The organism is Amycolatopsis sp. NPDC004169 (genome assembly GCF_040610315.1).
In the GTDB taxonomy this organism is placed as follows: Bacteria; Actinomycetota; Actinomycetes; order Mycobacteriales; family Pseudonocardiaceae; genus Amycolatopsis.
On sequence record NZ_JBEXMD010000042.1, the window covers coordinates 21,679 to 35,742 of the forward strand.

Below are 14,064 nucleotides of genomic sequence, written 5' to 3' on the forward strand. Positions count from 1 at the left end.
GGCGCCGGCTCCGGTCGGGGCTGCTGGAGCGGTGCCGTGCCCGCCGAGGCCGCTCGCTAGGGCCGCGGGCACCCGGCCTGCTCCAGCGCCGTCCGCCGGATCGCGGGGCTCGCGAGTTGGTGCAAGCGCCGCACCGATCCTCCTAGACTCAGCGCCGTGACGGCATCCGAGAAGGCACACGCTCTGCTCGCAGGCATCCGCAAGCTCGACGACGAATGGGCCCGGGTCATCGGCGGCCTCGGCGAGCCCGAGCTGCGCGCCCCCAGCGCGTTGCCCGGCTGGTCGCGGGCTCACGTCCTCGCGCACCTCGCGCGCAACGCCGATGGTCTCCAGAACCTCCTCACCTGGGCGAACACCGGCGTCGAGACCCCGATGTACCCGAGCCCCGAAGCCCGCGACAAGGACATCGAAACCAGCTCCCAGCAGGCCGCCGGTGAGTTGCTCGCCGACTTCGTCGCCTCGGCCGGGCGGTTCGAGCAGTACGCCGCCTCGATGCCGGATGACGCCTGGGCGCGCGAAGCCCGGAACCGGCAGGGTGCTCCCGTCACCGGGACCGTCGTCGCGCGGATGCGGCTGTCCGAACTCACCATCCACCTCGCCGACCTCGATCGCGGTTACGACCTCGACCGGGTGCTCGGGCTGCTCGGCCCGCTCACCGAGGACGTCGTGCAGCACGCCATCACCTCGCGCGGGGCGCACCTGCCCGCTCTCCACCTGGCCGCCGACGGGTTCACCTGGACCATGGGCGCCACCCCGAAGGCGACCGTGCGCGGGTCGGCCGGGGCGCTGCTGGCCTGGCTCAGCGGGCGCTCGGACGGCGCCGCCCTCGATGGGGCCGTGCCGCGGATCCCGGCCTGGGCGTGATCGGTCCGCTCCACCCGGTGACCTCCTTGCGCCCGCTCTACACTGGGCCTCCCCGGCACCGAGGAGTCCGCTGTGGACAGTGAGCACGACCAGGGGCGGCCCGGCGTCGGCCGGAGGGCGTTCCTGCGCATCGCGGGCGTCTCGGCCGCCGGCGCCGTCGCCGCCGCGTGCGGCCCGGAGAAGCCCGCGGCCCCGGTCGCCTCGACCGCCCCGGCGCCCGCGACCTCCACGCCGCCGGCCAGCAGGCTGCCCACTGGCCCGCCCAACTGGGACGACCTGCGCAGCCAGCTGACCGGCAGCCTGCTGCGCCCGGGCACCGACGGCTACGACACCGCCAAGCACGGCTTCAACCAGCTCTTCGACGGCAACAACCCGGTCGCCGTCGCCACCGCGGCCACCGTCCAGGACGTCCAGGCCTGCGTCAAGGCGGCCGCCGGGCGCGTCACCATCGCCGCGCGCAGCGGCGGCCACAGCTACGCCGGCTACTCGGTGCCCCAGGGCGGGCTGGTCGTCGACGTGGCCGCGCTGAACAAGATCGACGTCCAGGGCGGCAAGGCCGTGATCGGCGCCGGTGCGAAGCTGAAGGACGTCTACGCCGCTCTCGCGCGGGCCGGGCGCGCGCTGCCGGCCGGGTCCTGCCCGACGGTCGGGATCGCCGGCCTGACCCTCGGCGGCGGCATCGGCGTGCTCGCCCGCAAGTACGGCCTGACCTGCGACCACCTGAGTTCCGCCCAGGTCGTCGTGGCCGACGGCCGCACCGTCACCGCCTCCGCCGGCTCCGAACCGGACCTGTTCTGGGCTCTGCGCGGCGGGGGCGGCGGCAACTTCGGCATCGTCACCGAGTTCACCTTCGACACCGATCCGGCGCCGCCGCAGCTGACGGTGTTCTCGCTGCACTTCCCGGCCGGATCCGGCGCCGACGTGCTCGCCGCGTGGCAGCAGTGGGTCGCCGCGATGCCGCCGGAACTCTGGTCGAACCTGGTGCTCTCGGGTGGGTCGCCGGTGCAGTGCCGCGTCGGCGGCTGCTACGTCGGGGACACCGCCGGGCTGAACACGCTGCTCAACAACCTCACCACCAACGCGGGCGCCCGGCCGACCCAGCGCGTGGTGCGGACCCTGGACTACCTCGGCGCCATGAAGTACTTCGAGGGCAGCTCGAACCGCCAGTCGTTCGTCGCCTCCTCGCGGATGATCACCGCACCGGTCGACGCCGCGAAGTTCGCCGCGGTCGCCGAAGGCCGCGCGGGCACGGACCTGCTCGTCGACAGCCTCGGCGGCGCGGTGGCCGGCCCGGCCAAGGAGGCCACCGCGTTCTGGCACCGCGACGCGCTGGCGAGCGTGCAGGTCTACGCGCCGGCGACGGCGAAGACCCGGGCGAAGGTCACGCAGTCGGTCGGCGAGGTCGTGGCCGGGCTCGCCGCCGCCGGCGCGGGCGGCGGGTACGTCAACTACATCGACCCCGCCCTGCCCGACTGGAAGACCGCCTACTACGGCGACAACGCCAAGCGGCTGCAGGACGTCGCGAAGAAGTACGACCCGCTCAACGTCTTCCGGTTCGGGCAGGGCGTCGTCAGCTAGAGGTCGATGCCGGTGAAGACGGTGACGCGCTCCTCGGTCAGGTCGTGCATCGCGGCGAGGACGCCTTCGCGCCCGACGCCGGAGCCCTTCACGCCGCCGTAGGGCATCTGGTCGGCGCGGTAGGACGGGACGTCACCGATGATCACGCCGCCGACCTCCAGCTCGGCCGACGCGTGGAACGCCAGCTGGACGTCGGTGGTGAAGACGCCCGCCTGCAGGCCGTACGCCGATTCGTTCACCGAGCGGAAGGCCGCGTCCACACCGTCCACAACGGACACCGCGAGCACCGGGCCGAAGATCTCCTCGCGCCACGCCTTCGTGTCCGGCGGGACGTCGGTGAGCAGCGTCGGGGCGACCGTCGCGCCGTCGCGGGTGCCGCCGGTGAGCACCTTCGCGCCCGCGGCGACGGCTTCGTCGATCCACGCCACGATCCGCTCGGCGGCGGCTTCGTCGACCACCGGGCCGACGTCGGTGTTGCGGTCGTAGGGGTCGCCGGTCCGCTGCGCCTCGACGGCTTCCACCAGTGCGGGCACGAACTCGTCGGCCACGGCGGCGTCGACGATCACCCGCTGCACCGCGATGCAGGACTGGCCGGCCTGGTAGTTGCCGAAGGTGGCGATCCGGTGCGCGGCGCCTTCGGGGTCGGGCCAGTCGCGCAGCACGACGGCGGCGGCGTTGCCGCCGAGCTCGAGCACGACGTGCTTGCGCGGCGCGGCGTCCTTCAGCGACCAGCCGACCGGGCCGGACCCGGTGAACGACACGACCGGTAGCCGCGGGTCGGCAACGAGTGCCTGCGTTTGTTCGTTTCCCAGTGGCAGCACGGAAAACGCGCCTTCCGGCAGGTCCGTCTCGGCCAGGAGCTCGCCGAGGATCAGCGCCGACAACGGCGTCCGCGGGGCCGGCTTGACGATGATCGGCGCCCCGATCGCCAGTGACGGCGCCACCTTGTGCGCCACCAGGTTGAGCGGGAAGTTGAACGGCGCGATGCCGAGCACCGGCCCGCGCGGGACGCGGCGGGTCAGCGCGAGCCGCGCCTCGCCCGCCGGGTCGGTGTCGAGCCGCTGGACGTCACCGGTGAAGCGGCGGGCCTCCTCGGCGGCGATCCGGAACACCGACACCGCGCGCTTGACCTCGGCTTCGGCCCACTTGAGCGGTTTGCCGTTCTCGGCGGTGATCACCTCGGCGATCTCGTCGGCGCGCGCGGCGAGCCCGCGGGAGACGTGCTCGAGCGCGCCCGCCCGGACGTGCGCCGGCGTGCCGCGGAGCTCGCGGGCGACCGACACCGCGGCCGCGACCGCGCGTTCGACCTGGTCCGGCCCGGGCACGGCGACCGTGGCGACCTCGCTGCCGTCGTACGGGTGGTGCACGACGAGGGTGGTGGCGCCCGCTTCGGGGCGGCCGGCGATCCAGGCCGGGCGCGGCTCGGGGGTGATCATGTCCATGCGTACCAACGTAATGCGGGCGGGGTCCCGTTCGGATGACCCCCACCCGGACGGGTCATGGCTTGATGAGCACCTTCAGCGCTTCGCGGTCCGCCATCGCGCGGTAGCCGTCCGGCACGCCTTCGACGTCGATGGCGCGGTCGAAGACCCTGCCGGGCTGGTACCGGCCCTCGAGGACGTCCGGCAGCAGCTCCGGGATGTAGTGCCGGGCCGGGGCGACGCCGCCGGTGACGGTGACGTTGCGCCGGAACACCGCCGGGCCGATCGGGCCCTCCTCGTACTGCGGGACGCCGACGCGGCTGACCGCGCCGCCGGGACGCACGGCGCCGATGGCCATCTCGAACGCGGCCTTCGTGCCGACGCACTCCAGGACGGCGTGGGTGCCTTCGCCGCCGGTCAGCTCCCGCACCTTCTCGATGCCCTCCTCGCCGCGCTCGGCCACGACGTCGGTCGCGCCGAACTCCCGGCCGAGGTCGGTCCGCGCCCGGTGGCGTCCCATGAGGACGATCCGCTCGGCGCCGAGGCGCTTCGCGGCGAGGACGGCGGAGAGGCCCACGGCGCCGTCGCCGATCACGGTGACGTTCTGGCCCCTCGTCACGCGCGCCTTCGTCGCGGCGTGGTGGCCGGTCGGGAAGACGTCCGACAGCGTGAGCAGCGACGCCAGCAGCGCGTCGTCGCCGGTGTGCGGCACCGGTACGAGGGTGCCGTCGGCCTGCGGCACGCGCACCGCCTCGCCCTGCCCGCCGTCGACGCCCTTCGCGCCCCAGAACCCGCCGTGCAGGCAGGACGTCTGCAGGCCTTCGCGGCAGAACACGCAGGTGTTGTCCGACCAGACGAAGGGCGCGATGGCGAGGTCGCCCTTCTTGACGGTGGTGACGTCGGCGCCGGTCTCCTCGACGATCCCGAGGAACTCGTGCCCGATCCGGCGGCCGTGTTCGCTCGGCGCCATGTCTGCGTACGGCCAGAGGTCACTGCCGCAGATGCAGGACCGCACCACCCGCAGGATGACGTCGGTCGGCTCGACCAGCTTCGGGTCCGGGACGGTCTCGACCCGCACGTCTCCGGCACCGTAGATGACTGTCGCTCGCATGCTGGGGGCCTTCCCTGGGCGGGTCGTGACAAACGTCGGGGTGCGACGTCGGCGGCGCCTCCGGATTTTCGTCCATGCCCGCGGCCACCGCACTTCGTAGCCCTTCGCGGCTACCGGCTCCGGTACAGGTCGCGCAGCAGCAGCACCTCGGCGCAGTGGTGGATCATCTCGCGGTGGATGTGCAGCACCAGCGTCGCCATCGGGTACTTCGCGTACGGGCCCTCCGCCGGGCCGCACGGCCGCGCCAGCGCTTCGTCGTCGAGTGACCGCACCCCGGCCACCCATTGCGCGTACAGGTCGTCGAGCTCGGAAAGCGCTTCGGCGGCCGTCCCCGGGTACGGGTAGTCGTCGTAGCCGATCGGCGCCCCGCCGAAGTGCGACCCGATCCGCGCGCCGAGCACGCCGACCAGGAGGTGGCCGAGCCGCCACGCGATCGTCGTGACCGGTGGCGGGCTCGGTTCGGGGTAGGCCCAGTCGATCGTGAACGGACCCGAGCCGGGCTCGTCGGCCGACTTCCGCGGCCGCACCGTCCAGCAGTCCGGGACCGGCTCCCAGAGGTACTCCTCGTCGGTGAGCCCTTCGAGCTTCGGGCGCGTGTGCACCTTCCAGTGGAAGTCGAGCTGGTCGGTCAGTTCCTCGGTCCAGTTCACGGCCATACCGGGCACCGTAGGCCCGGTCGAGGACAGCACCGGCCCTGAATCCGGCGTGACCCGGCCCACCTGGGACGATGGAGACCGAAACCCACCGTTGCCAGGAGGTCGCCAGGTGCCCAACCCCACCGGTCCGGTTCTCGTCGTGGACTTCGGGGCGCAGTACGCGCAGCTGATCGCCCGGCGCGTCCGCGAGGCACAGATCTACTCGGAGGTCGTGCCGCACAGCGCGTCCACCGAAGAGATCCTCGCGAAGAACCCCGCGGCCATCATCCTTTCCGGTGGCCCTTCGAGCGTGTACGCCGAAGGCGCACCGGGCATGGACCCGAAGCTCACCGAAGCCGGCGTGCCGATGTTCGGCATCTGCTACGGCCACCAGCTGCTGGCCAGCGCGCTCGGCGGCGTCGTCGAGCCGACCGGCGTGCGCGAGTTCGGCCGCACCGAGGTCCGCGTCACCGGCGACGGCGGTGTCCTGCACGCCGGCCTGCCCGCGCACCAGCCAGCCTGGATGAGCCACAACGACAGCGTCACCAAGGCCCCGGAGGGCGCGGTCGTCACCGCCTCTTCCGACGGCGCCGCGGTCGCCGGCTTCGAGGACGTCGAGCGTCGCTTCGCCGGCGTGCAGTACCACCCGGAGGTCGCGCACTCGCCGCACGGCCAGGAGGTGCTGCGCCGGTTCCTGCGCGACATCGCCGGGATCGAGCCGCAGTGGACGACGTCGTCGATCGTCGAAGAGCAGGTCAAGCGGATCAGCGAGCAGATCGGCGACGGCCGGGCCATCTGCGGCCTGTCCGGCGGCGTCGACTCGGCCGTGGCGGCCGCACTGGTCCAGCGGGCCATCGGCGACCGGCTGACCTGCGTGTTCGTCGACCACGGCCTGCTGCGCGCGGGGGAGCGCACCCAGGTCGAGCAGGACTTCGTCTCCGCCACCGGCGTCAACCTGGTGACCGTCGACGCGCGCGAGCGGTTCCTCGACGCGCTGGCCGGCGTCACCGACCCGGAGCAGAAGCGCAAGATCATCGGCCGCGAGTTCATCCGCGTGTTCGAGCAGGCCGAGCGCGACCTCAAGGCCCAGGGCGACTACAAGTTCCTGGTCCAGGGGACGCTCTACCCGGACGTCGTCGAGTCCGGCGGCGGCGAGGGCACGGCCAACATCAAGAGCCACCACAACGTCGGCGGCCTGCCGGACGACCTCGAGTTCGAGCTGGTCGAGCCGCTGCGGCTGCTGTTCAAGGACGAGGTCCGCCGGGTCGGCCTGGAGCTGGGCCTGCCCGAGACGATCGTCCAGCGCCAGCCGTTCCCCGGCCCCGGCCTGGGCATCCGGATCATCGGCGCGGTCGACCAGGAGCGTCTCGACACCCTCCGCGCGGCCGACCTGATCGCGCGTGAGGAGCTGACGGCGGCCGGCCTGGACCGCAGCATCTGGCAGTGCCCGGTGGTGCTGCTGGCCGACGTCCGCAGCGTCGGCGTCCAGGGCGACGGCCGGACCTACGGGCACCCGGTGGTGCTGCGGCCGGTGTCGTCGGAGGACGCGATGACCGCGGACTGGACCCGCCTGCCCTACGACGTCCTGGAGCGGATCTCCACGCGCATCACGAACGAGGTCGCGGAGGTCAACCGGGTGGTGCTGGACGTGACGTCCAAGCCGCCGGGCACCATCGAATGGGAGTGACCTCCCGGTGGACAAGGCTCGAGGCCCCGGCGTGGGATCCGGGGCCTCGAGGGTTTCCGGGGGTCAGCGGCGCCGCTTGCCGCCGAACGACGCGGTGAGCAGCAGCAGCCCCACGAACACCGCACCGCCGGCGATCACCCAGCGGAAGTCGAACGAGGGCAGCCAGCTCGCGCCGTCCGAGAGGACGTACGCCGACACCAGCAGCGTCGCGACCCCCATGATCAGGGTGAAGACGTCCACGCCGCGCTTGGCCGGCCGGCTGTCGGCCGGTTCGTCGTAGGCGTAGGGGTTCTGCTCAGTCACGCCGCACCTCCACGTTGCCCACGTTGTTCGAAACCTTCAGGGTGATCTTCTGGCCGCCGGGCCCGTCCGGGCCGTTGTCGGTGCCGACCAGGGCGGGTTCGCCGACACCGTCGCTCGAGCGGCCGAAGCAGGACGTCTCGCCCGCGCCGGTGTGGCAGTCGAAGGTGACGTCGGCGTTCGACGGCACGATGACCGTGGTGTCGCCCGCGCCGTTGGACACGGTCGTCGCGTACGGCGCCCCTTCGGGCAGCTCGGTCAGGTCGAGCCGGATGTCGCCGGCCGCGTGCTGGTAGGCCGGCTGCACCTCGGCAAGCGAGTGCGGGGTCGGCTTGAGGTCGCCGAGGCCGCCGCGGACGTCGAAGTCCTTGAACGGCGCGGTCGTCAGCACCAGCCCGACGATGGCCAGCGGAATCGCCAGCCCGATCAGGCCGCGGCCGCCGCGGGCGAACGCGCCGGCCACCAGTCCGATGCCGACCACGCCGAGCACCAGCCCGACGATGTGCTGCGCGTCGAACCAGGTGGCGCCGTTGAGACCGGCCAGCACGCCGGCCCCGGCGGTCACCACGGCGAGGGCGAACGTGGCCGAGCCGACCTTCGACCGCGGGCCCCGCTGCACCCCGTGGTGGTGTGCCGCCCGCGGCGGCGGGGTGGGCTGCGGTTCGGGAGGCGGCGGCGCGTCGGGCAGGTCCCAGCCGGCCGGGTCGGCGGCGAGGGGATCCCAGCCCCGGGCCGGCGACGGCGCCTCGGCGGTGTCGGTCATGGTGAAGGCTCCGTTTCCGGTGAAGGCCGGGTAGGACGTCCGCGCGGCGACCGGCGCCGGCCGGTTCTCGTGGCCGCGGGCGCGGTGCAGCAGGTAGAGAGCGGCGGCGATGAGCGCGCAGCTGATCAGCCCGCCGCCGTCGAACCACGACCCGGTGATCGAGCCACCGGCGCTGACGACGGTGAGGACCATGAGCACGACCGCGAAGGCGGGCGAAACCGACGACCGGCCGCGCCCGATGAGGCTTTCGAAGCCGGAGACCTCGTCGCTCTCGCCGGGCAGGAACAGCCACCCCAGCAGGTAGAAGGGAACGCCGAACCCGCCGAAGACGGTCGTGACGATCAGCGCAACCCGCACGACGACGGGATCGATCCCGTACCGGTACCCGATGGCCGCGGCCACCCCCGCCAGCTTCCGCCCGGCGTGCGGCCGCCGGGGCCGGCTGACCCAGAAGTCCTTGACGGTCTCCTCGAAGCCGTTCAGGACCCCCGGCTTCTCGCTCGCACCACTCATACCGAGAAGCATGCGGCACCCGCGGTGGCGGGACATCCGGGATGGTCCCTGAGGTTTCCCCTGGCTGATCGGATCAGGGGTTTCCCGGATGGAACCGGGCACCCCTGCGTGTGACCATGGACGGCGTGCAGGAGTCCCTCGACCACGTCACCGCCGAGCAGGCGATCACGCCCGCCGACCCCACCCGGCCGAAGATGTTCCGGCGCCGGTCCGGGCGGGCCATTGCCGGGGTGGCCGGGGGGCTGGCCGATCACCTCGGCGTTCCGGTCGTCTGGGTGCGGACCGCGTTCGCCCTCCTGGCCGCGCTCAACGGCGCCGGGCTGCTCGCCTACGGTCTCCTCTGGGTCTTCGTCCAGCAGCAGACCGAAGAAGGCTCCGAAGCGCCGACCCCGAAGGAACGGCAGCAGGCGTTCGGCCTGATCGCGCTCGGCGTCGGCCTCGCCGTCGCCAGCGGGACGCTCACCGGGTTCATCAGCGGCTGGGTCGCCGTGCCGCTCGCCGTGGCGATGCTCGGGCTCGCCGTCGTCTGGCGGGAGGCGGACGAGTCGCAGCGGCGCCGGTGGCGGGTCGGTGCGAAAGACGGCTTCGCGGGAGCGTTCCTCGGCGGGGGCGGCTGGTCGGCCGCCATCCGGATCGTCGCCGGGGTGGCGCTGGTGATCACCGGCATCACCGTCGTCGTGCTGCGCAGCGGCACCCTCGACCAGGTCCAGTTCGCGCTGATCGCCGTCGTCGCGACGCTCATCGGGGTCGCCGTGCTGACCGTGCCGTTCTGGCTGCGGCTGGTCCGGGACCTCTCCGACGAGCGCAAGGCCCGCATCCGCACCGACGAACGCGCCGAGATCGCCGCCCACCTGCACGACTCCGTCCTGCAGACGCTGGCCCTGATCCAGAAGCAGAGCGAGCAGCCCCGCGAGGTCGCGCGGCTGGCCCGCAGCCAGGAGCGCGAGCTGCGCGGCTGGCTCTACGGCGCAGGCGGCTACGGCAAGCCGGCCGAGGCGGTCGAGGAGACCACCGGCCAGCTCTCCGAGGCCCTCGCGACCGCGTGCGGCGAGGTCGAGGACACCTTCGCGATCTCGGTCGGCCAGGTCGTCGTCGGCGACGCGGAGCTGGACGAATCGCTCGTCGCGCTGGTCCAGGCCGCGCGCGAGGCGATCGTGAACGCGGCCAAGCACGCCGGCGTCGAGGAGGTCAGCGTCTACGCCGAGGTCGAGCCGACGTCGGTCACGGTGTTCGTCCGCGACCGCGGCAAGGGCTTCGACCCCGACCTCGTCCCCGACGACCGCCACGGCCTCGCCGACTCCATCCGCGGCCGGATGACCCGCCACGGCGGCACGTGCAAGGTCCGGACGGCGCCGGGCGAGGGCACCGAGGTGCAGCTCGCCATGCCGGTGAAAGCGGGCAAGGGAGCAGCGTGAGGCGGCTATGCTCGACGACGTGACTGACACCCAGCGCGAACCGGTCAAGGTGTTCCTCGTCGACGACCACGCGCTGTTCCGCGCGGGCGTGCGCACCGAGCTCGACTCGATCACCGACGAGGTCCGCGTGGTCGGCGAGGCCGGCTCGGTCGCCGAAGCGGTGGCCGGCATCGCCCGCACGAAGCCCCAGGTGGTGCTGCTCGACGTCCACATGCCCGACGGCGGCGGCGCCGAGGTCCTGCGCCGGGTCCGCCCCGAGCTGCCGGACGTGGTGTTCCTGGCCCTGTCGGTCTCCGACGCGGCGGAGGACGTGATCGCGGTGATCCGCGCGGGCGCCCGCGGCTACGTGACGAAGACGATCTCGTCGAAGGAACTGGTCCGCGCGGTGGTCCGCGTGGCCGACGGCGACGCGGTGTTCTCGCCGCGCCTGGCCGGTTTCGTGCTGGACGCGTTCGCCGACCGCCCCGGCTCGGCCCCGATCAACGACCCGGAGCTGGACCTGCTGACGCCCCGCGAGCGCGACGTCCTGCGCTTGCTGGCCCGCGGGTACGCGTACAAGGAGATCGCGTCGGAGCTGTTCATCTCGGTGAAGACGGTGGAGACGCACGTTTCGAGCGTCCTGCGGAAGACCCAGCTGTCGAACCGCTACGAGCTCTCCCGCTGGGCCTCCGACCGCCGTCTCGTCTGAGCTTCAGTCCGCCAGGGGAGCGAGCGGCCGCGGCGCGCGCCCGGTGGTGTCGTCACCAAGCCCATCCGCCTGGTCACCCGGCACGGCCACGGCCTCTCGCTCCGGCTTCTGCAGCCGGGTCAGTGCCACACCCCCGAGCACGACCACCATGCCGGCGATCACCCGCAGGTGCAGCTGCTCACCCAGGAACACCGCGCCCAGCAGCACCGAAACCACCGGCAGCAGGTACCCGACGACCGACGCCGCCACCGCGCCTTCGCTCGCCAGCAGCTGGTAGTTCAGCGCGAACGCGATCCCCGTCGACCCGATCCCCAGCACCAGCACCGCCAGCAGCGGCCCGGTGGACACGTGCACCGGCGTGAGCCCGCCGACCGGCAGCGCCAGCACCAGCATCCCGCTGGCCAGGATCATCTGCCCGGCCGAGATCGCGTACGGCGAAGACGTCGGCGAAGAGAGGTACTTGCCCTCGTAGACGAACGCGAAGCCGTAGCTCGCCGCCGCCGCGAGGCAGGCCAGCGCGCCCCAGCTCAGCAGGCCCGACGCCTGCCACGGCGCGAAGATCAGCAGGATCCCGCCGAGACCGACGACCAGCCCGGCCAGCCGCGTCCCCGTCATCCGCGACGACGTCCCCATCAGCGGTGCCGCCAGCAGCACCCACAGCGGCGTCGTCGAGTTCAGCACGCCGGTGATGCCCGAATCGACCGTCGTTTCACCGATCGCGAACAGCAGGAACGGCAGCGCGTTGTGGAAGAACGCGGCGACCGCCAGGTGCCCCCAAGTCCGGCGGTCGCGCGGCAGCCGCGCCCGCTGCAGCCGGCACAGCACCAGCAGCATGGCGGCGCCGAGCACCAGCCGCGCCAGCACCAGCTGCACCGGCGAGAACATCCCCAGCCCCAGCTTGATCCAGAAGAAGCTCGAACCCCACATCAGCGCCAGCGCACCGATCCTGAGCAGGGTCTTCGTCTCGCCCACCCCAGTTCCTCCTTCGAAAGCCGATGCCAGCTTCGCCCGGAGGAGAAGTAAGGACAAGCGAGATTAACTGCATGAACACTTAAGCCGAGCTGTACGATCAAGGGCATGCTCGACGTCCGCCGCATGCAGGTCCTCCGCGCCGTCATCACCAGCGGGTCGATCACCGCCGCGGCCCGCAACCTCGGCTACACGCCGTCCGCGATCAGCCAGCAGCTGTCCACATTGGAACGCGAAGCGGGCACCGAGCTGCTCGAACGCGTCGGCCGCGGCGTCCGGCCGACGGCCGCGGGTGCGCTGCTGTCCGAGCACGCCGAGACGCTGAGCGCCGAACTCGCCCGGGCCGAAGCGGCGCTGACCGAACTCAAGGAGGGCCGCACCGGCCGCGTCTCGATCCGCTACTTCGCCACGGCGGGCGCGTCGCTGGTGCCGCCCGCGATCGCCGCCGTCCGCCGCGAACACCCCGGCGTGCGCCTCGACCTCAAGCTCGTCGAACCGGACGACCCGATGACCGACGTCGAAGCGGGCCGGGCCGACGTCGCGATCACCGTCTTCCCGCGCCGGACCCCGCCCGGCAAGGGCGTCGAGCTGGTGCACCTGCTGGACGACCCGTACCGGGCGGTGCTGCCGAAGGCCCACCCGCTGGCGCGCAAGCGCGTGCTGGACCTGTCGGAGTTCGCCGAAGAGCCGTGGGTCGGCGTCGACGGCCTGCCCGGCGTCTGCCGCGACATCCTCGACAGCGCCTGCGCGTCCGCCGGGTTCGCGCCGAACGTCGTCGTCGAATCCGAGGACTACCAGACGGCGCTGGGCTTCGTCGCGGCCGGCATCGGCGTCGGGCTGATCCCGGAGCTCGGGCTGGGACTCGGCGCGCAGCACCCCGGCGTGGTCGTCCGCCGCCTCCGCAACCCCCAGCCGGTCCGCGCGATCCACGCCGCGGTCGCTTCGCGGGCCTGGGGCCACCCGGCGGTCCACACGCTGCTGGAGGCCATGCGCGCGGCGACCGCCAAGGTGGCCTAGACGAAGAACAGCTCGGTGACGAGGATGCCGACCAGCACCGCGGCCAGGATGGCGGCCACGGTGACCAGCGTCTTCTTCGACACCGGCAGGTTCCAGGCCTGAGCCTGGGCCTGGGGCTGGGCGCCCGGAGCGAGCGGCGGCGCGTACTGCGTCGGCGGCGGGACCGGCTGCATCCGCTGCGTCTGCTCCGCCGCGGAGAAGCCGGGCGCGCCGACCGGGACTTGCTGCTGGAACTGCGGTCCCGACGGCGGCATCGGCGGCCCCGCGGCCGCCAGCCCCGGGTTGAAGGGCGGGGGCGGCGGTGGCGGCATCCCCGGCGCCGTCGGCGGGATGAACGCCGTTTCACGGCCTTCGGTGATGGCCTTCATCGAGTGGACGGTGTCCGCCATCGTCGGCCGCGTGTTCGGGTCCGCGCGCAGCATCTTGCGCAGCGCCTCGGTCAGCACGCCCGAGTTCTGCGGCGGGCGCTCGGACGACTGGCCGTCGTCCCCGAACGGCGGCACGCCCTCCACCGCGGTGTAGAGCGTCGCGCCGAGGGAGAAGACGTCCGCCGCCGGCGTGCCCGGCAGGCCGCGCGCGACCTCGGGTGCCACGTACGCCGGGCTCGGCCCGCCGCCGCTGATCCCGATGTCGGTGAGCTTGACGCCGCCGTCGTCGGCCAGCAGCACGGTGCCCGGCTCGAGGGTGCGGTGCACGAACCCGGCCGCGTGGATGGCGGCGAGGGCGTTGCCGAGCTGGATGCCCAGCTGTGCCGCCTGGTCCGGGGTGAGCCTGCCGTGCTCGGCGAGGAACGTCGCCATGCTGCGCGACGGGATGTACTCCATCACCAGCCAGACGTCCTGGCCGTCCGGCAGCACGTCGAACACCTTGATCGCGCACGGGTGCTCGATCCGGGCCGCGTCCTTGCCCTCCTGCATGGCGGCGGCGCGGGCCTGCTCGGCCCGCTCGCCGGCGCCGACCGGCAGGTACATCCGCTTCATCGCGACGGTGCGGAACAGCCGCGTGTCGAAAGCCAGCCAGACGATGCCGGCGCGGCCGCGGCCGATCGGCTGGTCCAGCCGGAACCGGCCGCCGACGATGGTGCCTTCGGAACTCAACACATA

Annotated in this window: 13 protein-coding genes; 6 read left to right on the plus strand and 7 right to left on the minus strand. The window is 72.9% G+C overall.

What is annotated here, in order from left to right; genetic code table 11:
* The first annotated feature begins 156 nt into the window (after positions 1-156).
* Entirely contained in the window at positions 157-864 is a 708-nt protein-coding gene (locus tag ABZX11_RS38555; RefSeq protein ID WP_176173215.1) for a maleylpyruvate isomerase family mycothiol-dependent enzyme, read from the plus strand.
* Between the two features lie 72 nt (positions 865-936).
* A complete protein-coding gene (locus tag ABZX11_RS38560) occupies positions 937-2,442 on the plus strand; it encodes an FAD-binding oxidoreductase (protein ID WP_354922905.1) in 1,506 nt (501 codons plus the stop codon).
* Here ABZX11_RS38560 and ABZX11_RS38565 read toward each other — a convergent pair.
* The 3 genes from ABZX11_RS38565 to ABZX11_RS38575 form a co-directional block, all read right to left on the minus strand.
* Positions 2,439-3,884, minus strand: coding sequence for an aldehyde dehydrogenase family protein (locus ABZX11_RS38565; protein ID WP_354922908.1), 1,446 nt, complete (start codon positions 3,882-3,884; stop codon positions 2,439-2,441). The genes ABZX11_RS38560 and ABZX11_RS38565 overlap by 4 nt on opposite strands.
* Before the next feature lie 55 nt (positions 3,885-3,939).
* A complete protein-coding gene (locus ABZX11_RS38570; RefSeq protein WP_354922911.1) occupies positions 3,940-4,974 on the minus strand; it encodes an alcohol dehydrogenase catalytic domain-containing protein in 1,035 nt (344 codons plus the stop codon).
* Between the two features lie 110 nt (positions 4,975-5,084).
* Positions 5,085-5,630, minus strand: coding sequence for a DinB family protein (locus tag ABZX11_RS38575; protein ID WP_354922914.1), 546 nt, complete (start codon positions 5,628-5,630; stop codon positions 5,085-5,087).
* Positions 5,631-5,739: 109 nt separating this feature from the next.
* On the opposite strand from ABZX11_RS38575, the gene guaA reads away from it, so the two are divergent.
* The gene (guaA, locus tag ABZX11_RS38580) at positions 5,740-7,296 is read left to right on the plus strand and encodes a glutamine-hydrolyzing GMP synthase (RefSeq protein WP_176173210.1); all 1,557 of its coding nucleotides are present in this window, start codon (positions 5,740-5,742) and stop codon (positions 7,294-7,296) included.
* Positions 7,297-7,359: 63 nt separating this feature from the next.
* Here the strand turns inward: guaA and ABZX11_RS38585 are convergent, their stop codons facing one another.
* Both ABZX11_RS38585 and ABZX11_RS38590 read right to left on the minus strand, forming a co-directional pair.
* The gene (locus ABZX11_RS38585; protein ID WP_176173209.1) at positions 7,360-7,599 is read right to left on the minus strand and encodes a hypothetical protein; all 240 of its coding nucleotides are present in this window, start codon (positions 7,597-7,599) and stop codon (positions 7,360-7,362) included.
* The gene (locus tag ABZX11_RS38590) at positions 7,592-8,872 is read right to left on the minus strand and encodes a PspC domain-containing protein (RefSeq protein WP_354922918.1); all 1,281 of its coding nucleotides are present in this window, start codon (positions 8,870-8,872) and stop codon (positions 7,592-7,594) included. The genes ABZX11_RS38585 and ABZX11_RS38590 overlap by 8 nt, the downstream gene beginning before the upstream one ends.
* Positions 8,873-8,982: 110 nt before the next feature.
* On the opposite strand from ABZX11_RS38590, the gene ABZX11_RS38595 reads away from it, so the two are divergent.
* A complete protein-coding gene (locus tag ABZX11_RS38595) occupies positions 8,983-10,287 on the plus strand; it encodes a PspC domain-containing protein (RefSeq protein WP_354922921.1) in 1,305 nt (434 codons plus the stop codon).
* Between the two features lie 7 nt (positions 10,288-10,294).
* A complete protein-coding gene (locus tag ABZX11_RS38600) occupies positions 10,295-10,975 on the plus strand; it encodes a response regulator transcription factor (RefSeq protein ID WP_176173206.1) in 681 nt (226 codons plus the stop codon).
* Positions 10,976-10,978: 3 nt separating this feature from the next.
* Here the strand turns inward: ABZX11_RS38600 and ABZX11_RS38605 are convergent, their stop codons facing one another.
* Positions 10,979-11,947, minus strand: coding sequence for an EamA family transporter (locus ABZX11_RS38605; RefSeq protein ID WP_254896999.1), 969 nt, complete (start codon positions 11,945-11,947; stop codon positions 10,979-10,981).
* A gap of 105 nt (positions 11,948-12,052) precedes the next feature.
* Between ABZX11_RS38605 and ABZX11_RS38610 the strand changes: the two genes are divergently transcribed.
* Positions 12,053-12,961, plus strand: a complete 909-nt coding sequence (locus ABZX11_RS38610) for a LysR family transcriptional regulator (protein ID WP_176173205.1) — start codon at positions 12,053-12,055, stop codon at positions 12,959-12,961.
* Here the strand turns inward: ABZX11_RS38610 and ABZX11_RS38615 are convergent.
* Entirely contained in the window at positions 12,958-14,058 is a 1,101-nt protein-coding gene (locus ABZX11_RS38615) for a serine/threonine-protein kinase (protein ID WP_354922926.1), read from the minus strand. The genes ABZX11_RS38610 and ABZX11_RS38615 overlap by 4 nt on opposite strands.
* Positions 14,059-14,064 lie beyond the last annotated feature (6 nt).